Genomic DNA, 21710 nt, shown 5'->3' with positions numbered 1-21710 from the left:
TTCACATTTTTCATCACGGGCGGATGGCAGTTTGTCGATAATTGTGGCTTTCTGATACATCTTCGGTAAATGCCGCCTGCGTGTGGCTTGCACCCGCCACGCCATGAACGCATTGCCGCAGCGCGCCGCCCCGAGCGCCCGTATTCCTGTACTCGTGGGCTGGGCGATCGTGGTGCTGGTGGGCGTGCTGCTGATCGGCGGTTCCCAGTCGCTGCGCTTCTTCGACACCTACGATTTCAAGCGCGTGGCTGGCCACCTGCTCCTGACGCCCCTGGGCGACGGAATCCGCTGGGCGCTGCCCGACGGGCCCTTCGGCCCGCCGCAGAACCCGGAACTGGCGACCTTCCTTTTCTCGTTCCTCGGTTGGGTGCAGCGCTACCTGCCGGGCGCCGTCTTCGATATCTCGCGCACCGCGCTCCTCGCCAAGTGCCTGCTGGCGGCCTGTGCGCTGGTGCTGGCCCGGCAATGCGCGGCTGCGCTGAACCGCGGTGCCTGGTGGTGCATGGGCCTGGCGCTGGCCTGGCTGGGCGTGTTCTTCATGGCGCACAACATCGGCATGGCGCAGTCGCTGTATGCCGAATACGTCTTTCTTTTCGGGCTGCCGCTGGTGCTGGTCGGCCTGCTGGCCCGTAGCCGGCGGGCGCGGCTGGCGTGCCTGGTGATCGGCACCCTGGTCTGCGGGCTGGCCAAGGTGCAGTACTTCTATGTGCCGGCGCTGGTGCTGGCCTGCGTGTGGGGGGCGGGCCGCTGGCAACGCCTGGTGCCGGACAAGCAGCTGCTCAGGCGCCTGCTGCTGGTGCAGGTGCTGTGTCTGGTGCCGCTGCTGATGGGCAAGCACGCGGCCCTCAATGCCTACCATGGCGTGTACCTCGGCTCGTACATGGTGCTGTCGCCCGCGCAGCTGGACGTGATTGGGGTGCCGGCTGATTTGCGCAGCTGCATTGGCGTGGACGCCTGGGGCCACGAGCTTTCGGGCCCGGGCGGCACCCAGGTGCGGCACGTCGATCGCCTCTGCCGCCCCAAGATCCTGAAGCTGAGCAAGCGCGACGTCGTGTGGCCCTACCTGCGGTTTCCGGAGACCTTCTTCCACCTGCTTCAGTACGCGCTGCCATACCACTTCACGGTGCACTATTTCCATGTCTATCCCGACAGGCGCTACCTAGAGCGGCTGGATGGCGGCACGCAGCCGGTGACCAGCCTGCTGGTGCGCATGACGGAGTTGCGCGAGAGGCTCGTCACCCCGCTGGCGCCGCTGTTCCTGCTCGGCAGCCTGGTGTTCTTTGCCGCCAGCCGCCGTGCCGGCGACGGCCTGCGTCGCCTGGCCCTGGCCGGGCTGGTGCTGGGCCTGTTCATGGTCACCCAGGTCGTCATCGCGCTGCTGGGCGAAGGTGTGCGCGACCTGAGCAAGCACCTGTGGGGCGCCCAGCTGGGGTTGGACATGCTGGTCGTGCTGACCGCGCTGCAAGGCCTGGGCTGGCTGTGGCGGCGGCGCGGAGAGCCCGCCGCCTAGGGCCTGTTCACCTAAAACTGGGAGTGCGAAGGACGGATGCCGGGATGCAGCGCTAGGCGCGGTGCCCAGCCAATAGCCGTAGCTATTGGTTGGGTGCCGCAACGCCGCAATGCGCCCGGCATTCGTCCTTCCCTTCGGGTTGCCCCGCCGTGGGGCGCCTGCTTTGTCGCCCGGTATGCCCCATAGCTACGGCTATGGGGAATACCGGGCTTCGCGCATCCATCCCCACGGCGGGGCAACGCATCTCCCAGTTTTAGGTGAACAGGCCCTAGGTTGTGGAAGGCACCGCCTGCGGCGCGGCCTGCTGCAGCACCCAGGCGCGGAACTGCTCCAGGGCGGCGGACGGCGCGCGCGCCGCGGGACGGCACAAAAAGTAGCCGCGCTCGATGTGCACCGGCGCATCCAGCGCCAGCGCCACGCGGCCGCCGGCCAGGTCCTGTTCGACCAGGCAGCGCTGCACCACGGCCACGCCCAGCCCGGCGGCCACGGCCTGCGTCAGCAGGGCGACGGTCTCGAAATCGGCCGCCGGCGGCGGCAGCGCCGCATCCACGCCCATGTGGGCGAACCAGCGCGCCCAGTTGCCGGGGTAGTTGGTGTGGAACAGCAGCGGGCGCTGCAGCAGGTCCTGCGGCGTGCGGATGGGCTGCGGCTCCAGCAGCTCGCACGGGTGGCAGATGGGCACCAGGTCGCGGCCGATCACATAGTCCGCCGCCACCGGCGCGGGCCAGGGCTCGCTGCCCACGCGGATCCAGCCGTCGATCTCGGGCGCGGTCAGCGGGTCGTCGCGGCGGTAGGGCGCGAACGACAGCAGCACCTCGGGGTGGCGGGCGCGGAAGTCGGGCAGGCGCGGGATCAGCCAGTGGCTGAACAGCGTGGGTGCCACCGACAGCCGCAGTTGCGGCCCCGCCTGGCGCCGGCGCGCCGCGGCTGAGGCGGCCTCGATGGCCTGGATGGCCGGCTCCACCGCCTGCAGGTAGTCGCGGCCGGCCGGCGTCAGCACATTGCGCCGGCCCTGGCGCTCAAACACCGCGAAGCCCAGGTGTTCTTCCAGCCGCGCGATGGAGCGGCTGATGCCGCCCTGCGTCACATACAACTCCTGCGCCGCCAGGGAGAAGCTGCCCAGCCGCGCCGCCGCCGCGAAGGCGTGCAGTTCGGACAGCGAGGGGGAGTGCATGCGCATGATGGCGCGAATTATGACGGCTGGTAATACCTGCGTGCCGTCTTGTCGCTTTTCAGCGGGCTCGGCGCTGCGCAGAATGCGCGCCATCGATCAATGAAAGGAAACCCACCCATGGTGATGCGCCGCGTCGTCCTGTCCGCCCTGGCTGCCTGCGCAGCCGGCCCCGTGCTCTCCACTGCCGCCTGGGCGCAGGCCGACGACTACCCGGCGCGCCCGATCCGCCTGGTGGTGCCGTTCGCGCCTGGCGGCTCGACCGACATGGTCGCGCGCCTGCTGGCCGAGAAGATGAGCGGCGTGCTCGGCAAGTCGGTGGTGGTGGACAACAAGGGCGGCGCCGGCGGATCGATCGGCGCGGCCGAGATCGCCCGGGCCGCGCCCGACGGATACACCATCGGCATGGCCACCGTGAGCACGCACGGCTCCAACCCGGCCATCTTCCGCAAGCTGCCCTACGACGCCGTCAAGGACTTCGCGCCCATCACCAACGTGATGAGCGTGCCCAGCGTGTTCGTGGTCAACCCCAGCGTGCCGGCCAAGACCATGAAGGAGTTCATCGCGCTGGCCAAGGCCCACCCTGGCAAGTACAGCTTTGCGTCGCCGGGCACGGGCTCGCTGGGCCATGCCAACATCGAGAACTTCATGAACCTCGCCGGCATCGACCTGCTGCACATCCCCTACAAGGGCGCGGGCCAGGCCATCACCGATGCGCTGGGCGGCCAGGTGAATGCGATGACCGACAACCTGCCGTCCACGCTGCCCCACATCAAGGAAGGCAAGCTGCGCCCGCTGGCCGTGCTGGCCTTGAAGCGCACCGAGGTGCTGCCCGACGTGCCCACCTACACCGAGCTGGGCTTTGCGCCCATGGGCGACGGCGGCTGGTTCGGCCTGGTGGCGCCCGCGGGCACGCCGCGCGCCATCATCGACAAGCTCAACGCCGCGGCCCACAAGGCCATGGCCATGCCCGACTACCTGGAAAAGCAGAAGTCCATCTCGGGCGAATCCATGGGCAACACGCCCGAGCAGTTCGCCAAGCAGATCAAGGCCGCCATCGAGCGCTACACCGCCGTGGCCCAGCGCGCCAACATCAAGCTCGACTGATGGAGCGCGCCGACTTCCTGCGCCCGCGGCCGGACGAACCGGTCGTGGTGCACCTGCCCACGGCCGACGCGCTGCCCCTGGTCTGCGATTCGCCGCACAGCGGCACGGCCTATCCCGAGGACTTCGGCCATGCCGTGCCCCTGCGCCTGCTGCGCCGCGGCGAGGACACGCATGTGGCCGCGCTGTGGGACCGGTGGCCGGCCTTCGGCGCCACGCTGGTCGAGGCGACCTTTCCGCGCACCTACATCGACCCCAATCGCAGCGAGGCCGACCTGGACCCCGCGCAGATCAATGGCGAGTGGCCCGTGCCGCTGGCGCCCAGCGCCAAGACCCAGCAGGGCCTGGGCCTGATCTGGCAGCGCATCAGCCAGGCGGGCGTGGCCACGCCGCTGTACGAGCGCAAGCGCACGGTGGCCGAGATCGAGCGCCGCATCGCCGGCTACTGGCGCCCCTACCACGCGGCGCTGGCGCAGGCCATAGACGCCAGCGTGCAGCGCTTCGGCCGCGTCTGGCACGTCAACCTGCATTCCATGCCGAACGACGTCTACCAGCGCCTGGGCCGCACCGATGCGCCGCCGCTGGCCGACTTCGTGCTCGGCGACCGCGACGGCACGACCTGCGCGCCGGAGTTCATACGCCTGATCGGCGACACCCTGCAGGGCTTTGGCTACAGCGTGGCCTACAACGAGCCCTACAAGGGCGTGGAGCTGATCGGACGCATCGGCCAGCCGCAGCTCGGACGCCACAGCCTGCAGATCGAGATCCGCCGCCCCGTCTACATGGACGAGGACACGCGCGAGCCCAACGCCGGCTTCGAGCCGCTGCGCCAGCACCTGCGGCAGCTGATGCAGGTCGTGGCCGACCATGTGCGCGGGCAGATGAAAAACTAGGGCGCGCGGCCGTTTGCAAACAGTAACATGTCGGCTCCAACAACAGAGAGGGAGACCCACATGGATATTCACCTGCATTACGGCGGCCAGCGCGTGGCGCCGCTGGAGGGCGAAAGCGCGCTCGATGCGCTGCTGCGCGTGGGCATCGCCGCGCCTTTCTCGTGCAAGGGCGGCTCGTGCCACACCTGTTTGATGCAATGCACCGAAGGCAGCATCCCGGCGCGGGCGCAGCGCGGCCTGCCCGAACACCTGGCGCGCATGCACTACCTGCTGCCCTGCCAGTGCCAGGCCGAGAGCGACATGCACCTGCGCCCGCCGCAGCCGCAGGACCTGGTCACGCCCTGCATGCTGTGCGAGGCCACCGGCCACGATAGCGGCGTGGTGCAGCTGCTGTTCGAAGCGCAGGCCACGCTGCGCTACCACCAGGGCCAGACGCTGCGCGTGGTGACGGACGGCGGCGTGGAGCCCGAGATCGTGCTCACCTCCAACCCCGACACCGACCTGGTGCTGCAGGGCGAGCTGCGCCTGCCCGATGGCGCGGTGCTGCCGGCCGCGCTGGCGCCGGATGCCGAGTTCGGCACCGAGTTCCAGGTGCGCGGCCCCTTCGACGGCCGGCCCGCGCAGGAGCTGCCGGCCCCCGGCACCGACCCGCAGCTGTGGCGCGAGCTGGGCGACGGCGCCACGGTGCGCGCCGTGCTCGAGGCCTTCTACCCCAAGGTCTATGCCGATGCGCGGCTGGCGCCGTTCTTCAAGGGCACGACGATGCAGCGCGCCATCGACAAGCAGTACGTCTTCCTGCGCCAGGGCATGACTGGCGAGAAGACCGATTTCGTCGACACGCCGCGCAACACGCACCACTGGATGATCGTCACGCACGAGCTGTTCGAGCTGCGCCAGTCGCTGATGGAGCAGACCCTGCGCGAGCACGGCCTGAGCGAGGCCCAGCTGCGCCGCTGGACGCGCTTCGAGGAGCACTACCGCCCCGACATCGTCAAGAGCAGCGTCTGGCCGCGGCTCGAAGGCGGCGTGGAGGTGATGAACGAGGGCTTTGCCCGCGAGGTGCTGCTCGAGGCCACGCTGTGCGACCATTGCGGCGCCGAGGTGGACCGCGGCGTCGAGGTGCTCTACCACCGGCGCACCGGCGCCGTGAGCTGCCCGGAGTGCGCGCCGGCCTGAACCAGCCTTGCGAAAAAGTGAGCTGCTTGCGCTCGCACCTGCTGGATTTCAGCGAGTTTTGTATTGCAAAATAAGGCAGAGCAAGCGCTACCAGCTTCCTTTTTGATAACAACCCAGAGGAGATACCTTCATGCACAAAATCCTGCGCGCCTGCATCGGCGCCGCCGCCGTCCTGTCCTGCGCCTTCGCCGCGCAGGCGCAGCAGCCGTTCCCTTCCAAGCCGCTGCGCGTCGTTGTCGGCTTTCCGGCCGGCGGCCCGCTGGACCAGCATGCCCGCCTGCTCACCGACAAGCTGCAGGGCGTGCTGGGCCAGCCCATCGTCGTGGACTACAAGCCCGGCGCCGGCGGCGCCGTGGGCGCGCAGGACGTGATGAAGTCGCCCGCCGACGGCTACACGCTGATGCTGGCCAACACCGGCGTGATGGTCATCAACCCCGCGCTGTATCCCAAGCTGCCCTACAGCACGCTGAAGGACTTCACGCCCGTGGCGCGCACGGCCATGCAGCCGCTGGCGCTGCTGGTCAACAACAAGGTGCCGGCGCAGAACCTGGCCGAATTCATCGCCTACGCCAAGGCCAACCCCGGCAAGGTCAACTTCGGCTCGGCCGGCAACGGCGGCATCAGCCACCTGGTGCCCGAGATGTTCAAGAGCGCCGCCGGCGTGGACCTGGTCCACATCCCCTACAAGGGCAGCGCGCCGGCCTTCACCGACCTGATCGGCGGCCAGGTGCAGTTCATGGCCGAGAGCATTCCGCAGGCCGCGGCCTACCACAAGCAAGGCAAGGTGCGCGCGCTGGCCGTCACCAGCAGGCAGCGCAACCCCGCGCTGCCCGAGGTGCCCACCGCCATCGAGAGCGGGCTCAAGGGCTTCGAGGTCGTGGGCTTCTACGGCTTCCTGGCGCCGGCCGGCACGCCCCAGGACGTGGTGGCCAAGCTCAGCGGCGCCTTCCAGCAGGTGATGAACCTGCCCGAAGTGAAGAGCCGCATGGTGGAGCAGGGCGCCGATCCGGCCTTCCTGGGCGCTCAGGACTTCGCCAAGTTCCTGGCCGGCGAGCTGCCGCGCTGGGCCGATGCCGTGAAGGCTTCGGGCACGAAGATGGATTGAGGCGCGGCGCCCAGCAAAAAGAAAGCCCGGCGGTGCCGGGCTTTTTGTTGCTATCTTATGAGGAGCTGTTTGCGCTCATCACAGGCTGCTTTCAAAGGTGTTTAGTATTTAATATGCCGTGAATCAAGCGCCAGCAGCTTCTGTTTTCATAGCGCCGGGCCATCCTGCGCGGGGCTGAACAGATCCACGCGGTCGGTGATGATGCCGTCCGTGCCCAGATCGATCAGGCGCTGCGCGGCCCATTCGTCGTTGACGGTGTAGCTGCTGCAGTACAGGCCCGCGCCATGCACCTTGGCGACCAGCGCGGCATCCCATAGCGCATGGTTCAGCACCAGGGCCACGCAGCCCAGTTCCCGGGCGATCTTCAGGTCTGCATCACCCGTGCCATCGGCAAGCTTGTCCACCAGCAGGCCGCGCGGAATGTGCGGCGCCGCGTCGCGCGCGCCCTGCAGCGCCTCGGGCTTGAACGAAGTGAACAGCGGCTGCACGATGTCCCGGGGCCAGATGCGGTTCATCAGCGTGCCGCAGGCGCGGCCGGTGGCTGCTTCCTCGCCGGGCGTGGGCTTGATCTCGACGTTGAGCTGCAGGCGGTTGGCCAGGCACCAGCGGGCCAGGGCTTCGAGCGTGGGCAGCGGCTCGCCCGCATAGGCGCGCGAATGCCAGCTGCCGGCATCGAGCTGGGCCAGCGCGCCCATGGCCAGGTCGCCGCCGGTGCCGCGGCCGTTGGTGGTGCGCTCCAGCGTGGCGTCGTGCATCAGGAAGAGCACGCCGTCCTTGGACAGCTTGGCGTCGCATTCGAACATGCGGTAGCCGTGCAGCGCGCCCAGGCGGAAGGCGGCCAGCGTGTTCTCGGGCGCGAGCTTGCCCGCGCCGCGGTGGGCCACCCAGCGGGGGTAGGGCCAGGGGGCGGGCGTGCTCATGCGCGCTTGCCCGTCTCGGCGTGGAACCAGTGCAGGCGGTCGGGGCGCGGCGCCACGCGCAGCGTCTCGCCGGGCTGCGGGTAGGGCTTGCCTTCCTCGATGCGCACGGTGATGGCGTCGCCGCCCACGCTGCCGTAGACCAGGCGCTCGGCGCCCAGCAGCTCGACGGTGTGGACCTGCACTTCCCAGCCGTCGCCGGCGGTGACATCGATGTGCTCGGGGCGGATGCCCAGGATGTGGCCGGCCTTGCCGCCGGGCGCGTTCTTCAGCAGGTTCATCGGCGGCGAGCCGATAAAGCTGGCCACGAAGGTGGACGCGGGCTGGTGGTAGACCTCCTCGGGCGTGCCGAACTGCTCGACATAGCCGCCGTTCATCACGATCATGCGCTGGGCCAGCGTCATGGCCTCGACCTGGTCGTGGGTCACGAACAGGCTGGTGATGCCCAGGTCGTGGTGCAGCTTCTGGATCTCGATGCGGGTCTGCGCGCGCAGCTTGGCGTCCAGGTTGGACAGCGGCTCGTCGAACAGGAAGACCTTGGGCTGGCGCACGATGGCGCGGCCCATGGCCACGCGCTGGCGCTGGCCGCCCGACAGCTCGCGCGGCTTGCGCTCGAGCAGGTGCGACAGCTCCAGGATCTTGGCGGCCTTGTCCACGCGGCGCTTGATCTCGTCGGCCGGCACCTTGGCGATCTTCAGGCCATAGGCCATGTTCTCGTAGTTCGACATGTGCGGGTACAGCGCGTAGTTCTGGAACACCATGGCGATGTCGCGCTTGGCCGGTTCCACGTCGTTGACCACGGCGTCGCCGATCAAGAGCTCGCCGCCGGAGATTTCCTCCAGCCCGGCCACCATGCGCAGCAGCGTCGATTTGCCGCAGCCCGAGGGCCCGACGATGACGATGAACTCGCCGTCCTTGATGTCGGCGTTGACGCCATGGATGACCTGGTTGGCGGCTGGGCCCTTGCCGTAGCGCTTGATCAGGTTGCGAAAGGAGATGGATGCCATAGGAAAAACCTGTTTCTTGTAGATATGGTGCTTGCGAGGTGCTATGGAAATTACTTTTCCGTATCGACCAGGCCCTTGACGAACCAGCGCTGCATCAGCACCACCACCACGGCGGGCGGCAGCATGGCGAGCAGGGCGGTGGCCATCACCACGTTCCAGTCGTTGCCGGTGTCGCCGCTGGCGACCATGCGCTTGATGCCGATCACCACGGGGTACATGTCCTCGGTGGTGGTGACGAGCAGCGGCCACAGGTACTGGTTCCAGCCGTAGATGAACTGGATCACGAACAGCGCGGCGATCGAGGTCTTGGACAGCGGCACCAGCACATCCTTGAAGAAGCGCATCGGGCCGGCGCCGTCGATGCGCGCGGCCTCGACCAGCTCGTCGGGCACCGTCAGGAAGAACTGGCGGAACAGGAAGGTGGCCGTGGCCGAGGCGATCAGCGGCACCGTCAGGCCCGCGTAGCTGTTGAGCATGCCCAGCGTGGACACCACTTCGTACGTGGGGCCGATGCGCACCTCGACGGGCAGCATCAGCGTCACGAAGATCAGCCAGAAGCACAGCTTCTTGAACGGGAACTTGAAGTACACCAGCGCAAAGGCCGACAGCAGCGAGATCGCGATCTTGCCGACGGTGATGATCATCGCCGACACGAAGCTGATCCACATCATGCGCGCCACGGGGGCGCTGGAGCCGGGGCCCGAGCCGCCGAACAGCGCGGCCTTGTAGGTCTCCCAGAAGTTGCCGCCGGGCACCATGGGCATGGGCACGTTGATGATGTCCTGCGGCGTATGCGTGGACGCGACGAAGGCGAGGTAGATCGGGAAACCGACGATCACCACGCCCAGCACCATGATCAGGTGCGAGAAAAAGGTCAGGAGGGGACTGCGTTCGACCATGATCAGTATTGAACCTTCTTCTCGACGTAGCGGAACTGGAGCACGGTGAGGCCGATCACGATCAGCATCAGCACCACCGACTGCGCGGCCGAGCCGCTCATGTCCATGGCCTTGAAGCCGTCGTGGTAGACCTTGTAGACCAGGATGGAGGTGTCCTGGCCCGGGCCGCCCTGGGTGGTCGCGTCGACGATGCCGAAGGTATCGAAGAAGGCATAGACCACGTTCATCACCAGCAGGAAGAAGGTGGTGGGCGACAGCAGCGGCACCTGGATGTCCCAGAAGCGGCGCACGGGGCCGGCGCCGTCGATGGCAGCGGCCTCGATCAGCGACTTGGGGATGGATTGCAGGCCGGCCAGGAAGAACAGGAAGTTGTAGGAGATCTGCTTCCACACGGCGGCGATCACGATCAGCGTCATCGCGTTGGTGGAGTTGAGCAGGTGGTTCCAGTCATAGCCCGTCTGGCGCAGCAGGTAGGCCACCACGCCCAGCGACGGCGAGAACATGAAGGCCCACAGCACACCCGCGACGGCCGGCGCCACCGCATACGGCAGCAGCAGCGCGGTCTTGTAGGCCATGGCGCCGCGCAGCACGCGGTCGGCGAAGATGGCCAGCACCAGCGAGATCGCGATGCCGAAGAAGGCCACCAGCACCGAGAACAGCGCCGTGGTCTTGAACGAGGCCAGGTACGAGGGGTCGTCCCACAGGTGCTGGAAGTTGGCCAGCCCCACCCACTCGGTGGAGAAGCCGAACGTATCCTGTGCCTGGAAGGATTGGATGATCGCCTGGCCCGCGGGCCAGAAGAAGAAGACCAGCACGATGGCCATCTGCGGCGCTATGAGCGCCCAGGGCAGCCAGCTGGAGGGGAATTGAACGCGTTTTTCCATGGCGTACTCTTGAAAAATGACACCCCACGCTCCCCACTTCGTGTGGTTCGCTGCCCCTCCGTGAGGGGCGCTTTTTGCCTGGGGGCGGCCCGGCGGCAAAAAGAGAACGAAACAGCCCGCAACCCTCTTGTCGGGTTGCGGGCCAGAGAGCGGGATACCAGTTTGTGCTTACTTGTTGGCCTTGGCGAAGCGGGCCAGCTGCTCGTCGCCGCGCTTGACGGCGGCGTCCAGTGCCTGCTGGGGCGTCTTCTTGCCGGTCCAGATCTGCTCGGTTTCCTCGTCGACGATGGTGCGGATCTGCACGAAGTTGCCCAGGCGGATGCCGCGCGACTTGTCGGTGGTCTTGCGGATCATCTGCGTCACCGCGGTGTCGGTGCCGAGGTTCTTCTCATAGAAGCCCGAGGCCTCGGTCAGCTTGTAGGCCGCGGTAGTCACCGGCAGGTAGCCGGTGCGCTGGTGGCTGGCCGCCTGCACCTTGGTGTTGTTCAGGAAGTTGAAGAAGTCGGCCACGCCCTTGTAGTGGTCGGCGCTCTTGCCGGCCATCACCCACAGCGAGGCGCCGCCGATGGCGGTGTTCTGCGGCGCGCCCTTCACGTCGGCATAGTAGGGCAGGGCCGACTGGCCGAAGGCGAACTTGCCTTCCTTGACCACGCGGGCATACAGGCCCGACGAGCCGGTGATCATCGCGCACTCGCCCGAGGCAAAGGCGGCGTCCGGCACGTTGCCGCGGCCCTTGTAGACGAAGCTGCCGTCCTTGGCGGCCTTGGCCAGGTTGTCGAAGTGCTTGACGTGCAGCGGCGAGTTGAACACCAACTTGGCGTCGGTGCCGTCGAAGCCGTTGTTCTTGGTGGCGAACAGGGTGTTGTGCCACAGCGAGAAGCTCTCGAGCTGGGTCCAGCTCATCCAGCTGGTGGTCAGCGCGCAGCGGTGGCCGCTGGCCTTGATCTTCTCGGCGGTGGCGAATACCTCGGGCCAGGTCTTGGGCGGCTTGTTCTCGTCGAGGCCTGCCTTCTTGAAGGCGTCCTTGTTGTAGTAGAAGATGGTGGTCGAGCTGTTGAGCGGGTAGCTCATCATCTGGCCGTTGGGGGCGGTGTAGTAGCCGGCCACGGCGGAGATGTACTCGTCGGGGTTGAACTTGAAACCGCCGTCGTTCATGACCTTGGTGACGGGGACGACGGCGCCCTTGGAGGCCATCATCGTGGCGGTGCCCACTTCGAACACCTGCAGGATGTCGGGCGCATTGCCGGCGCGGAAGGCGGCGATGGCGGCGGTCATCGATTCGTCGTACTGGCCCTTGTAGGTGGGCACGATCTTGTAGTTGGTCTGGCTGGCGTTGTACTGGTTGGCCAGATCGTTCACCCAATCGCCCAGGGCGGCGCTCATGGAGTGCCACCATTGGATCTCGGTGGCGGCATGGGCGGACAGGCTCGTGGAGGCGGCGATTGCCGCCGCAATGGCCAAGCGCTTGAATTGCATGGAAACTCCTAGGGTAAGGAAGGGTGAAAAACGCACAGAAAGGAATCGTATCTGGCGTCGATGAAAGTTTCGTGACTTTGTCGCATATTGCCGTAGCGGCCGCAAGCAGGGCATTCCCTGCATTGGTGCAGCAACTCTCAGCAAATACATGGTCTTACGATTGTAGTGCGGCGGCGGGGGCGGCAGATGAAAACCCTGAGCCGGCGCCGGCATCGGCGCAAAAAGATCGACAAACTGTCACATTCGGTGTCGGGTAGAAGAGATTGTGTGCAGGATGCGGCCCGGCAATCGATCTCAATGAATCAAATAAGAAAAAAAACGAATCCGCAATTCCGCATACCTGCTATGTCCGCCCGCGCCCAGCGCCTTTACCGGAGCCGGCGCCTGTGCAAAGGCCCGCTCACTTAGAATTTGCATCCCCACCGATCCCCGAGGCGCCGCGCCTCGCAGAAGACTGATCCCATGAATGCACCGATTGCACTGGCAACCCTTCAGGCCCAAGTGGAAGGGCCGGCCCGGCTCCGTGAAATTCCCTACAACTACACCTCGTTCTCCGACCGGGAAATCGTCATTCGCCTGCTGGGCTCCGCGAGCTGGGACCTGCTGAACCAGCTGCGCCAGGAGCGCAAGACGGGCCGCTCCGCCCGCATGCTGTACGAGGTGCTGGGCGATATCTGGGTGGTGCAGCGCAACCCCTACCTGCAGGACGACCTGCTGGACAACCCCGGCCGCCGCAAGCAGCTGGTCGAGGCCCTGCACCACCGCCTCGGCGAGGTGCAAAAGCGCCGCACGCCACAGGCGGATGCCGCGCGCGACGCGCTGGTGGGCCAACTGATCGACGCGGCCCAGACGGCGGTGGCCGAGTTCGACGCCACGCTGCAGGAGGCCGCCAGCCTGCGCCGCAAGGTGACGCGGGCGTTCAAGTCCATCACCGCCAAGGACAATGTCAAGTTCGACGGCCTCTCGCGCGTGAGCCACGTGACGGACGCCACCGACTGGCGCGTCGAATACCCCTTTGTGGTGCTCACGCCCGACTCCGAGGAAGAGATCGCCTCGCTGGTCAAGGCCTGCATCGAGCTGGGCCTGACCATCATCCCGCGCGGAGGCGGCACCGGCTACACCGGCGGCGCGATTCCGCTGACCTGGCGCAGCGCCGTCATCAACACCGAGAAGCTCGAGCGCATGACCGAGGTGGAGGCCGTGCGCCTGCCCGGCGTGGAGCGCGAGGTGCCCACCGTCTGGTCGCAGGCCGGCGTGGTGACGCAGCGCGTGGCCGACGCGGCCGAGCGCGCGGGCTTCGTGTTCGCGGTCGATCCCACCTCCATCGAGGCCTCGTGCATCGGCGGCAACATCGCCATGAACGCCGGCGGCAAGAAGGCCGTGCTCTGGGGCACGGCGCTGGACAACCTGGCCAGCTGGCGCATGGTGACGCCCGATGGTGAGTGGCTGGAGGTCACCCGCCTCGACCACAACCTGGGCAAGATCCACGACGTGGAAGTGGCGAGCTTCGAGTTGCAGTACTTCCGCGCCGACGGCAAGACCTCGATCCGCACCGAGCGCCTCGACATCCCCGGCAGCGTGTTCCGCAAGGAAGGCCTGGGCAAGGACGTGACGGACAAGTTCCTCTCGGGCCTGCCGGGCGTGCAGAAGGAAGGCACGGATGGCCTGATCACCAGCGCGCGCTGGATCGTGCACCGCATGCCCTCGCACACCCGTACCGTGTGCCTGGAGTTCTTCGGCAACGCCAAGGATGCCGTGCCCAGCATCGTCGAGATCAAGGACTACATGTTCGCCGAGCAGAAGCGCTCGGGCGTGCTGCTGGCCGGCCTGGAGCACCTGGACGACCGCTACCTCAAGGCCGTGGGCTACGCGACCAAGAGCAAGAAGCATGGCGGCCTGCCGAAGATGGTGCTGTTCGGCGACATCGTGGGCGACAACCCCGACGACGTGGCGCGCGTGACCAGCGAGGTGGTGCGCATCGCCAACTCGCGCAGCGGCGAGGGCTTCATCGCCATCAGCCCCGAGGCGCGCAAGAAGTTCTGGCTCGACCGCAAGCGCACCGCGGCCATCTCCAAGCACACCAACGCCTTCAAGATCAACGAGGACGTGGTGATCCCGCTGCCGCGCATGGCCGAGTACAGCGACGGCATCGAGCGCATCAACATCGAGCTGTCGCTGCAGAACAAGATCAAGCTCTGCGACGAGCTGCACGCCTTCTTCGCCAACGGCAACCTGCCGCTGGGCAAGCAGGACGACGCCAGCGAGATCCCCAGCGCCGAGCTGCTGGAGGACCGCGTGGGACAGGCCCTGGTGCTGATCACCGAGGTGCGGCGCGAGTGGCAGGGCTGGCTGGCCCATGTGGGCGAGCAGTTCCGCCAGCTGCAGGACCACACGCTGCGCGCGAGCTGGAAGGCCGCGCTGCGCACGCCGCTGGCCGCGATCTTCGCCGGCTCGGCCTACCAGCCCATCATGGACGAGGTGGTGGCCATCCACCAGCGCGTGCTCAAGGGCCGCGTGTTCGTGGCGCTGCACATGCACGCGGGCGACGGCAACGTGCACACCAACATCCCCGTCAACAGCGACGACTACGAGATGCTGACCACGGCGCACAAGGCCGTGGCGCGCATCATGGACCTGGCGCGCAGCCTGGGCGGCGTGATCTCGGGCGAGCACGGCATCGGCATCACCAAGCTCGAATTCCTGTCGGACGAGGAGCTGCGCCCCTTCGCCGAGTACAAGGCCCGCATCGATCCCCACGGCCACTTCAACAAGGGCAAGCTGCTGCGCATCGAGGAGCGCAAGGTGCTGCTGGCGCAGACGCACGAGGGAGGTCCGCGCCAGTCGCTGATGTATGCCGACCTGACCAATGCCTACACGCCGAGCTTCGGCCTGATGGGGCACGAGTCGCTGATCATGCAGCAGAGCCACATCGGCGCCATCGCCGACAGCGTGAAGAACTGCCTGCGCTGCGGCAAGTGCAAGCCGGTGTGCGCCACGCACGTGCCGCGCGCCAACCTGCTGTACAGCCCGCGCAACAAGATCCTGGCCACCTCGCTGCTGGTCGAGGCCTTCCTGTACGAGGAGCAGACGCGCCGCGGCGTGTCCATCAAGCACTGGCAGGAGTTCGAGGACGTGGCCGACCACTGCACCGTGTGCCACAAGTGCGCCACGCCGTGCCCGGTCAAGATCGACTTCGGCGACGTGACCATGAACATGCGCAACCTGCTGCGCCAGATGGGCAAGAAGAGCCTGCGCCCCGGCAACAAGCTGGCCATGGCCATGCTCAACGCCACCAACCCGGACACGATCAAGTTCATGCGCTCGGCCATGGTGGGCGTGGGCTTCAAGGCCCAGCGCGCCGCGGTCGACCTGTTCAAGGGCCTGGGCCGGCGCCAGGCTGCGCACCCGCCGGCCACGGTGGGCACCGCGCCCATCAAGGAGCAGGTGATCCACTTCATCAACAAGAAGCTGCCGGGCGGTCTGCCCAAGCAGACGGCGCGCGCGCTGCTGGACATCGAGAACAAGGACTACGTACCGATCATCCGCGACCCGAAGGCCACGACGTCGGAGACCGAGGCGGTGTTCTACTTCCCCGGCTGCGGATCGGAGCGTTTGTTCAGCCAGGTGGGTCTGGCCACGCAGGCCATGCTGTGGCATGCCGGCGTGCAGACCGTGCTGCCGCCGGGCTACCTGTGCTGCGGCTACCCGCAGCGCGGCAGCGGCCAGAGCGACAAGGCCGAGAAGATGATCACCGACAACCGGGTGCTGTTCCACCGCGTGGCCAACACGCTGAACTACCTGGACATCAAGACCGTGGTGGTGAGCTGTGGCACCTGCTACGACCAGCTGCAGGGCTACCAGTTCGACAAGATCTTCCCCGGCTGCCGCATCATTGACATCCACGAGTACCTGCTTGAAAAGGGCATCACGCTGCAGGGCAAGGGCGCGTATCTGTACCACGACCCCTGCCACACGCCGATGAAGCTGCAGGACCCGATGAAGACCGTCAAGGCGCTGGTGGGCGACAACGTGCTCAAGAGCGAGCGCTGCTGCGGCGAGTCGGGCACGCTGGGCGTCACGCGCCCCGACATCTCCACGCAGATCCGCTTCCGCAAGACCGAGGAGATCCTCAAGGGCGAGGCGGCGCTGAAGGACAGCGGCGCCGTGAGCGCCAAGGACAACGTCAAGATCCTCACCAGCTGCCCGAGCTGCCTGCAGGGCCTGAGCCGCTACCAGGACGACCTGCAGAACGGCCTGCTCGAGGCCGACTACATCGTCGTCGAGATGGCGCGCGAGGTGCTGGGCGAGAACTGGCTGCCCGAGTACGTGCAGCGCGCCAACAACGGCGGCATCGAAAGGGTGCTGGTATGACCTGCCCCCTGTGTGATGCAGATGGCGGCACGCTGATTTGGCGCGGCGACCAACTGCGCGTGATCCGTGCCGACGAGGAGGGCGAGCGCGGCTTTCCGGCCTTCTACCGCGTGGTGTGGAACGCGCATGCGGCTGAGTTCTCCGAGCTGTCGGCCGCCGGGCGCACGCATTGCATGGACGCCGTGGCCGTGGTCGAGCAGGCGCTGCGCGAGCGGCTCGCGCCGACCAAGATCAACCTCGCCGCGCTGGGCAACATGGTGCCCCACCTGCACTGGCATGTGATTGCCCGCTTCGACTGGGACAGCCACTTCCCGTCGCCGGTCTGGGCCGCCGCCCAGCGCGAGCGCGACGCCGCCCGCGAGGCCGAAGTACGAGCCGCGCTGCCGGCCGCCGAGGCACGGATGCGCGAGCGCCTGGCCGCCCTGGCCCCCAAGAGCTGAAAGATACCTATGGCTGGCTTGACGCAGCAGACCCCGACCCCCACCGAACTCACCGTGCACGGCACCTCGCGCGTACTGGAAGTGGCCTATGCCGACGGCGCGCGCTTCCGCCTGCCGTTCGAATTCCTGCGCGTGTACTCGCCGTCGGCCGAGGTGCAGGGCCACGGCCCGGGCCAGGAGGTGCTGCAGACCGGCAAGCGCGACGTGGGCATCGTGCAAATCGAGCCCGTGGGCAACTATGCGATCAAGCCGGTATTCACGGATGGGCATGAAAGCGGCCTGTACAGCTGGCAGTACCTGTACGAGCTGGGCAGCCGCCAGGATGAGCTGTGGGCCGAGCACCTGCAGCGCCTGCAGCAGGCCGGGCTCGATCGCGACCAGCCCATGGCGCCCAAGGGCGGGCACGGCTGCTCGCACCACTGATATCGATTTGATAGCGGGTTGCGCCCGCTGATAGCGCGCCAGCGGCCGATATGGCTTGAGCCATACCCTGTAGCACGGCGGGGTTGTATCCGCTCGCGGGACAAATGCTGGTTAGCATTGGAACCATGACCACCACCCATTTTGGATTCGAGACCGTTGACGAGCAGGACAAGGCGCGCAAGGTGCGCGGCGTGTTCGATTCCGTTGCCAGCAAATACGATGTGATGAACGACCTGATGTCGGCCGGGCTCCATCGCGTCTGGAAGCAGTACACGGTGATGGTGGCGAACCTGCAGCCCGGCCAGAAGGTGCTCGACATCGCGGGCGGCACCGGCGACCTGTCCATGGCCTTTGCCAAGAAGGTGGGGCCGACCGGCCAGGTGGTGCACACCGACATCAACGAAGCCATGCTGCGCGTGGGGCGCGACCGCCTGATCGACAAGGGTCTGGTGCTGCCCACGCTGGTCTGCGACGCCGAGGAACTGCCGTTCCCCGACAACCATTTCGACGTGGTGAGCGTGGCCTTCGGCCTGCGCAACATGACACACAAGGACCAGGCGCTGGCCGAGATGAACCGTGTGCTCAAACCGCGCGGCCGGCTGCTGGTGCTGGAGTTCTCGAAGGTGGCCAAGCCGCTGACCAAGGCCTACGACCTGTACTCCTTCCAGGTGCTGCCGCGCATCGGCAAGCTGGTGGCCGGTGACGCCGACAGCTACCGCTACCTGGCCGAGTCCATCCGCATGCACCCGGGGCAGGACGAGCTCAAGCGCATGATGCAGGCGGCGGGCTTCGGCCACGTGGACTACCACAACATGTCGGCGGGCATCACCGCGCTGCACGTCGGCATCAAGTGCTGAATCTGGCTTTCTGATGGTCGAAAGATGCGCGTTTTCCCCAGCGCGTATTGAAATACAACACAAAAGGCATCAGATGGCGAAGCATGGGGCATACAGGAAGGCGGCGCGAGCCCGGCCTTCGCAAACAGGAGAAACGGAACGATGAAAACGAAGATCTGGTCGATGGTGCTGGTGCTGCTGCTGGCAGTCGTGCACCTGGATGCGGACGCCAAACGCATGGGGGGTGGCAAATCCATGGGCCGCCAGTCCAGCAACGTGACGCAGCGCGAAGCCGCGCCGGCACAGGCGCCCGGCAGCACCGCCGCGCCCGCGCAGAGCGCACAGAGCCGTCCGGCCACGCCGCCGGCACAGACGCCGGCCGCCGCACCCAAGAAGCCCTGGGGCGCCATGCTGGGCGGCCTGGCCGCTGGCCTGGGCCTGGCCTGGCTGGCCAACTCGCTGGGCCTGGGCGCAGCGTTCGGCAACATCCTGCTGATCGCACTGCTGGCGCTGGCCGCGTTCGCCATCATCGGCATGATCATGCGCCGCAAGGCAGGTGGCGCGGCGGCGAGCCAGTCGCCGTTTGCCTACCAAGGGGCGGGCGCATCTCCAAGCGCCGCCGACAACGCGCCGCAGAACGCACCGGTGGCACGCCAGTACAACCCCGAGAAGATCGGCAACGACGCCTCGGCGCGCCCCTGGGAGCAGGGCGCCGCGGTGGGCAGCGCCGGCGGCAGCATGATCGGCTCGGGCCTGGCCGGCTCGCAGAACTGGGGTGTGCCGGAAGGCTTCGACACGCAGGGCTTCCTGGAAGCCGCCAAGCGCAACTTCATCACGCTGCAGGCTGCCTGGGACCGCAACGACGTCACCACGCTGCGCTCGATGATGACCGACGAGATGCTGAGCGAAGTGCGCAGCCAGCTCGACGACCGCGAGCAGCACCGTGGCGCCCCGCAGCAGGCCGGACAGCCGAACCAGACCGACGTGGTGATGCTCGATGCGCAACTGCTCGGCATCGAGGACATGGGCCATGCCTACATGGCCAGCGTGGAGTTCTCGGGCATGATCCGCGAGGAAAGCCACACCGGCCCCAGCCCCTTCCGCGAAGTCTGGAACATGACCAAGCCCAAGGACGGCACCAGCGGCTGGCTGGTGGCAGGCCTGCAGGCGCTGCAATGAACGGTTTTTGCCGTTAGGCCGCTAGTGCGGCACAGATAAAATGGGGGACTATGGCAACACAGTCCCCTTTTTCTTTGGCTGGCGATCTGGTCCAGCGTGTGCTCGCGTCGGCGCGGCCGCCCGAGTGGCTGGCGCATGAGCTGCAACACCGCGTGGTGCTGTTCCTCAACCATGTGCTGATGCAGGAGGCCGAGGCCATGGACCGCCTGGCGCGCCAGAGCGGGCGCGTGGTGCATGTGCAGTGGCGCGCCATCAGCCTGGCGCTGCAGATCACGCCCGCGGGGCTGCTCGACCTGGCCCCTGCCTCGGCCACGCCCGACCTGCGCGTGCATGTGGCTGACGAGTCGCCGCTGGCGCTGGCCGGCAGCGTGCTGCAGGGCGAGCGCCCGGCCATCCGCATCGATGGCGACGTGCAGTTCGCCGCCGAGATCCAGTGGCTGGTCGACCATGTGCGCTGGGACGTCGAGGAAGACCTGGCGCGCGTGATCGGCGATACGCCGGCGCACTGGATCGCCTCGGCCGGCGAGCGCGTGGCGCAGGCGCTGCGCCAGTTCGTCGCGGCCGGCATGCGCACCGTGGCTTCGCGCCGCCAGCCCGGCCGGCCCGAGGCACCCGCAGCTCCCTCGTCCGATTCATGAAGCGCTTCTTTCGTGGCTTCACCATCCTGTGGGTGGTGTTTCGGTACGGGCTGGACGACATGGTGCTGTCCAGCTTCAGCCACCCCTGGCTCAAGCGCCTGAGCTCTGTCGCGCGGCTCGGCCGCAGCTGGCACGAGCCGCGCGGCGTGCGCCTGCGCGAGGCGCTGGAGCGGCTCGGGCCCATCTTCGTGAAGTTCGGCCAGGTGCTGTCCACGCGGCGCGACCTGATGCCGCCCGACATCGCCGAAGAGCTGGCGCTGCTGCAGGACCGCGTGCCGCCCTTCGATTCGCGCATCGCCATCGCCACCATCGAGCGGGCCTTCCGCAAGCCGATCGGCGAGGTCTTCGTGCAGTTCGACGAGCAGCCGGTGGCCAGCGCGTCGATCGCGCAGGTGCACTTCGCCACCATCCGCACCCGCGAGGGCGAGCTGCGCGAGGTGGCGGTCAAGGTGCTGCGCCCCGGCATGCTGCCGGTGATCGACAGCGACCTGGAGCTGATGCGCACGATGGCCGCCTGGGTCGAGCGCCTGTCGGCCGACGGCAAGCGCCTCAAGCCCCGCCAGGTGGTCGCCGAGTTCGACAACTACCTGCACGACGAGCTGGACCTGATGCGCGAGGCCTCGAACGCCGCGCAGCTGCGCCGCAACATGGAGGGGCTGGACCTGGTGCTGATCCCCGAGGTGTTCTGGGACTTCTGCCACCAGGACGTGATGGTGATGGAGCGCATGCAGGGCGTGCCGATCAACCAGGTCGAGACGCTGCGCGAGGCGGGCGTGGACATCCCCAAGCTGGCGCGCGACGGCGTGACCATCTTCTTCACCCAGGTGTTCCGCGACGGCTTCTTCCACGCCGACATGCACCCGGGCAACATCATGGTGAGCCTGGCGTCGCAGTCCTTCGGGCGCTACATCTCGCTGGACTTTGGCATCGTCGGCACGCTCACCGAGTACGACAAGGAATACCTGGCGCAGAACTTCACCGCGTTCTTCAGGCGCGACTACAAGCGCGTGGCCGAGCTGCACATCGAGAGCGGCTGGGTGCCGCCGACCACCCGCGTGGACGAGCTGGAATCCGCCATCCGCGCCGTGTGCGAGCCGTACTTCGACCGGCCGCTCAAGGAGATCTCGCTGGGCATGGTGCTGATGCGGCTGTTCCAGACCTCGCGGCGCTTCCAGGTCGAGATCCAGCCGCAGCTGGTGCTGCTGCAGAAGACCCTGCTCAACATCGAGGGCCTGGGCCGCCAGCTCGACCCCAACCTCGACCTGTGGAGCACGGCCAAGCCCTTCCTCGAGAAATGGATGCTGGACCAGATGGGCCCGCAGCGGCTGTGGCGCGAGCTGCGCGCGCAGGCGCCGCGCTACGCCAAGCTGCTGCCCGACATGCCCCGCCTGCTGCACCGCTACCTCGAGCGGCAGGGCGAGTCGCACGAGGTGCTGATCCGCGAACTGCTGGAGCAGCAAAAGCGCACCAACCGCCTGCTGCGCATGATCGTGTGCGGCGGCGTTGGCTTCGTGCTGGGGCTGGTCGTGGTGCAGCTGGTGATCCGGCTGCGGCTGTTCTGAGCCACGATGGAACTCAAAAATGATAGCTTCTAGCGCTCGTTGATCAAAGACTTCAATGTGAAATCCATTTGAAATCATTGATGGACAAGCGCCAGCAGCTCCTGAATTTGATATAGACC

18 protein-coding genes are annotated in these 21710 nt (G+C 67.1%); 12 read left to right on the top strand and 6 right to left on the bottom strand.

Going from position 1 to position 21710, the window contains the following annotated elements; genetic code table 11:
- The first annotated feature begins 103 nt into the window (after window positions 1-103).
- Entirely contained in the window at window positions 104-1510 is a 1407-nt protein-coding gene (locus ACYVKR_RS08210; RefSeq protein WP_460480319.1) for a hypothetical protein, read from the top strand.
- A 268-nt stretch (window positions 1511-1778) separates the two neighbouring features.
- Here the strand turns inward: ACYVKR_RS08210 and ACYVKR_RS08205 are convergent, their stop codons facing one another.
- A complete protein-coding gene (locus ACYVKR_RS08205; RefSeq protein WP_460480318.1) occupies window positions 1779-2690 on the bottom strand; it encodes a LysR family transcriptional regulator in 912 nt (303 codons plus the stop codon).
- Window positions 2691-2801: 111 nt separating this feature from the next.
- Here ACYVKR_RS08205 and ACYVKR_RS08200 point away from each other — a divergent pair, with 111 nt between their 5' ends.
- The 4 genes from ACYVKR_RS08200 (at window position 2802) to ACYVKR_RS08185 (ending at window position 6959) form a co-directional block, all read left to right on the top strand.
- Window positions 2802-3788 (top strand): tripartite tricarboxylate transporter substrate binding protein BugE, encoded by a 987-nt coding sequence (locus ACYVKR_RS08200; RefSeq protein WP_460480317.1) that lies wholly within the window; start codon window positions 2802-2804, stop codon window positions 3786-3788.
- Window positions 3788-4678, top strand: a complete 891-nt coding sequence (locus ACYVKR_RS08195; RefSeq protein ID WP_460480316.1) for an N-formylglutamate amidohydrolase — start codon at window positions 3788-3790, stop codon at window positions 4676-4678. The genes ACYVKR_RS08200 and ACYVKR_RS08195 overlap by 1 nt, the downstream gene beginning before the upstream one ends.
- Window positions 4679-4738: 60 nt before the next feature.
- Window positions 4739-5854, top strand: coding sequence for a 2Fe-2S iron-sulfur cluster-binding protein (locus ACYVKR_RS08190; protein ID WP_460480315.1), 1116 nt, complete (start codon window positions 4739-4741; stop codon window positions 5852-5854).
- A gap of 130 nt (window positions 5855-5984) precedes the next feature.
- Window positions 5985-6959 carry a Bug family tripartite tricarboxylate transporter substrate binding protein gene (locus ACYVKR_RS08185; RefSeq protein WP_460480314.1) on the top strand — a complete coding sequence of 325 codons (975 nt, stop codon included), beginning with the start codon at window positions 5985-5987 and terminating at the stop codon, window positions 6957-6959.
- Window positions 6960-7105: 146 nt separating this feature from the next.
- On the opposite strand, the gene ugpQ is transcribed toward ACYVKR_RS08185, so the two are convergent.
- The 5 genes from ugpQ to ugpB form a co-directional block, all read right to left on the bottom strand.
- Entirely contained in the window at window positions 7106-7879 is a 774-nt protein-coding gene (ugpQ, locus tag ACYVKR_RS08180; protein WP_460480313.1) for a glycerophosphoryl diester phosphodiesterase, read from the bottom strand.
- Window positions 7876-8883, bottom strand: a complete 1008-nt coding sequence (gene ugpC / locus ACYVKR_RS08175) for a P-loop NTPase family protein (protein ID WP_460480312.1) — start codon at window positions 8881-8883, stop codon at window positions 7876-7878. Before ugpC ends, ugpQ begins: the two co-directional genes overlap by 4 nt.
- A 50-nt stretch (window positions 8884-8933) precedes the next feature.
- Window positions 8934-9782, bottom strand: a complete 849-nt coding sequence (ugpE, locus tag ACYVKR_RS08170) for an ABC transporter permease (protein ID WP_460480311.1) — start codon at window positions 9780-9782, stop codon at window positions 8934-8936.
- Window positions 9783-9784: 2 nt separating this feature from the next.
- On the bottom strand, window positions 9785-10666 hold the full coding sequence (gene ugpA, locus ACYVKR_RS08165; protein ID WP_460480310.1) for an ABC transporter permease: 882 nt from the start codon (window positions 10664-10666) through the stop codon (window positions 9785-9787).
- Between the two features lie 168 nt (window positions 10667-10834).
- Window positions 10835-12142, bottom strand: a complete 1308-nt coding sequence (gene ugpB / locus ACYVKR_RS08160; protein ID WP_460480309.1) for a type 2 periplasmic-binding domain-containing protein — start codon at window positions 12140-12142, stop codon at window positions 10835-10837.
- A gap of 462 nt (window positions 12143-12604) precedes the next feature.
- Here ugpB and ACYVKR_RS08155 point away from each other — a divergent pair, with 462 nt between their 5' ends.
- From ACYVKR_RS08155 to ubiB, 7 genes are all read left to right on the top strand, one after another.
- The gene (locus ACYVKR_RS08155) at window positions 12605-16513 is read left to right on the top strand and encodes a DUF3683 domain-containing protein (RefSeq protein WP_460480308.1); all 3909 of its coding nucleotides are present in this window, start codon (window positions 12605-12607) and stop codon (window positions 16511-16513) included.
- On the top strand, window positions 16510-16953 hold the full coding sequence (locus ACYVKR_RS08150) for an HIT family protein (RefSeq protein ID WP_460480307.1): 444 nt from the start codon (window positions 16510-16512) through the stop codon (window positions 16951-16953). Before ACYVKR_RS08155 ends, ACYVKR_RS08150 begins: the two co-directional genes overlap by 4 nt.
- Before the next feature lie 9 nt (window positions 16954-16962).
- Window positions 16963-17376 (top strand): gamma-butyrobetaine hydroxylase family protein, encoded by a 414-nt coding sequence (locus ACYVKR_RS08145; RefSeq protein ID WP_460480306.1) that lies wholly within the window; start codon window positions 16963-16965, stop codon window positions 17374-17376.
- A 125-nt stretch (window positions 17377-17501) separates the two neighbouring features.
- On the top strand, window positions 17502-18233 hold the full coding sequence (gene ubiE, locus ACYVKR_RS08140) for a class I SAM-dependent methyltransferase (RefSeq protein WP_460480305.1): 732 nt from the start codon (window positions 17502-17504) through the stop codon (window positions 18231-18233).
- Window positions 18234-18374: 141 nt separating this feature from the next.
- A complete protein-coding gene (locus ACYVKR_RS08135; protein WP_460480304.1) occupies window positions 18375-19391 on the top strand; it encodes a Tim44 domain-containing protein in 1017 nt (338 codons plus the stop codon).
- A 50-nt stretch (window positions 19392-19441) separates the two neighbouring features.
- Window positions 19442-20029 carry a hypothetical protein gene (locus tag ACYVKR_RS08130; RefSeq protein WP_460480303.1) on the top strand — a complete coding sequence of 196 codons (588 nt, stop codon included), beginning with the start codon at window positions 19442-19444 and terminating at the stop codon, window positions 20027-20029.
- Window positions 20026-21591, top strand: coding sequence for a ubiquinone biosynthesis protein UbiB (gene ubiB / locus ACYVKR_RS08125; RefSeq protein WP_460480302.1), 1566 nt, complete (start codon window positions 20026-20028; stop codon window positions 21589-21591). The genes ACYVKR_RS08130 and ubiB overlap by 4 nt, the downstream gene beginning before the upstream one ends.
- Window positions 21592-21710: the final 119 nt, after the last annotated feature.

The sequence above is a fragment of the Comamonas humi genome (genome assembly GCF_054782535.1).
The sequence above is the reverse complement of the archived record's forward strand: the minus strand, read 5'-3'. Positions and strand labels throughout refer to the sequence as shown.

What these genes read in the sequence shown, in the direction of transcription:
- ACYVKR_RS08210 (WP_460480319.1), top strand. Translation starts at nt 104, where the DNA reads ATGAACGCATTGCCGCAGCGCGCCGCCCCGAGCGCCCGTATTCCTGTA.
- ACYVKR_RS08205 (WP_460480318.1), bottom strand. Translation starts at nt 2,690, where the DNA reads ATGCGCATGCACTCCCCCTCGCTGTCCGAACTGCACGCCTTCGCGGCG.
- ACYVKR_RS08200 (WP_460480317.1), top strand. Translation starts at nt 2,802, where the DNA reads ATGGTGATGCGCCGCGTCGTCCTGTCCGCCCTGGCTGCCTGCGCAGCC.
- ACYVKR_RS08195 (WP_460480316.1), top strand. Translation starts at nt 3,788, where the DNA reads ATGGAGCGCGCCGACTTCCTGCGCCCGCGGCCGGACGAACCGGTCGTG.
- ACYVKR_RS08190 (WP_460480315.1), top strand. Translation starts at nt 4,739, where the DNA reads ATGGATATTCACCTGCATTACGGCGGCCAGCGCGTGGCGCCGCTGGAG.
- ACYVKR_RS08185 (WP_460480314.1), top strand. Translation starts at nt 5,985, where the DNA reads ATGCACAAAATCCTGCGCGCCTGCATCGGCGCCGCCGCCGTCCTGTCC.
- ugpQ (WP_460480313.1), bottom strand. Translation starts at nt 7,879, where the DNA reads ATGAGCACGCCCGCCCCCTGGCCCTACCCCCGCTGGGTGGCCCACCGC.
- ugpC (WP_460480312.1), bottom strand. Translation starts at nt 8,883, where the DNA reads ATGGCATCCATCTCCTTTCGCAACCTGATCAAGCGCTACGGCAAGGGC.
- ugpE (WP_460480311.1), bottom strand. Translation starts at nt 9,782, where the DNA reads ATGGTCGAACGCAGTCCCCTCCTGACCTTTTTCTCGCACCTGATCATG.
- ugpA (WP_460480310.1), bottom strand. Translation starts at nt 10,666, where the DNA reads ATGGAAAAACGCGTTCAATTCCCCTCCAGCTGGCTGCCCTGGGCGCTC.
- ugpB (WP_460480309.1), bottom strand. Translation starts at nt 12,142, where the DNA reads ATGCAATTCAAGCGCTTGGCCATTGCGGCGGCAATCGCCGCCTCCACG.
- ACYVKR_RS08155 (WP_460480308.1), top strand. Translation starts at nt 12,605, where the DNA reads ATGAATGCACCGATTGCACTGGCAACCCTTCAGGCCCAAGTGGAAGGG.
- ACYVKR_RS08150 (WP_460480307.1), top strand. Translation starts at nt 16,510, where the DNA reads ATGACCTGCCCCCTGTGTGATGCAGATGGCGGCACGCTGATTTGGCGC.
- ACYVKR_RS08145 (WP_460480306.1), top strand. Translation starts at nt 16,963, where the DNA reads ATGGCTGGCTTGACGCAGCAGACCCCGACCCCCACCGAACTCACCGTG.
- ubiE (WP_460480305.1), top strand. Translation starts at nt 17,502, where the DNA reads ATGACCACCACCCATTTTGGATTCGAGACCGTTGACGAGCAGGACAAG.
- ACYVKR_RS08135 (WP_460480304.1), top strand. Translation starts at nt 18,375, where the DNA reads ATGAAAACGAAGATCTGGTCGATGGTGCTGGTGCTGCTGCTGGCAGTC.
- ACYVKR_RS08130 (WP_460480303.1), top strand. Translation starts at nt 19,442, where the DNA reads ATGGCAACACAGTCCCCTTTTTCTTTGGCTGGCGATCTGGTCCAGCGT.
- ubiB (WP_460480302.1), top strand. Translation starts at nt 20,026, where the DNA reads ATGAAGCGCTTCTTTCGTGGCTTCACCATCCTGTGGGTGGTGTTTCGG.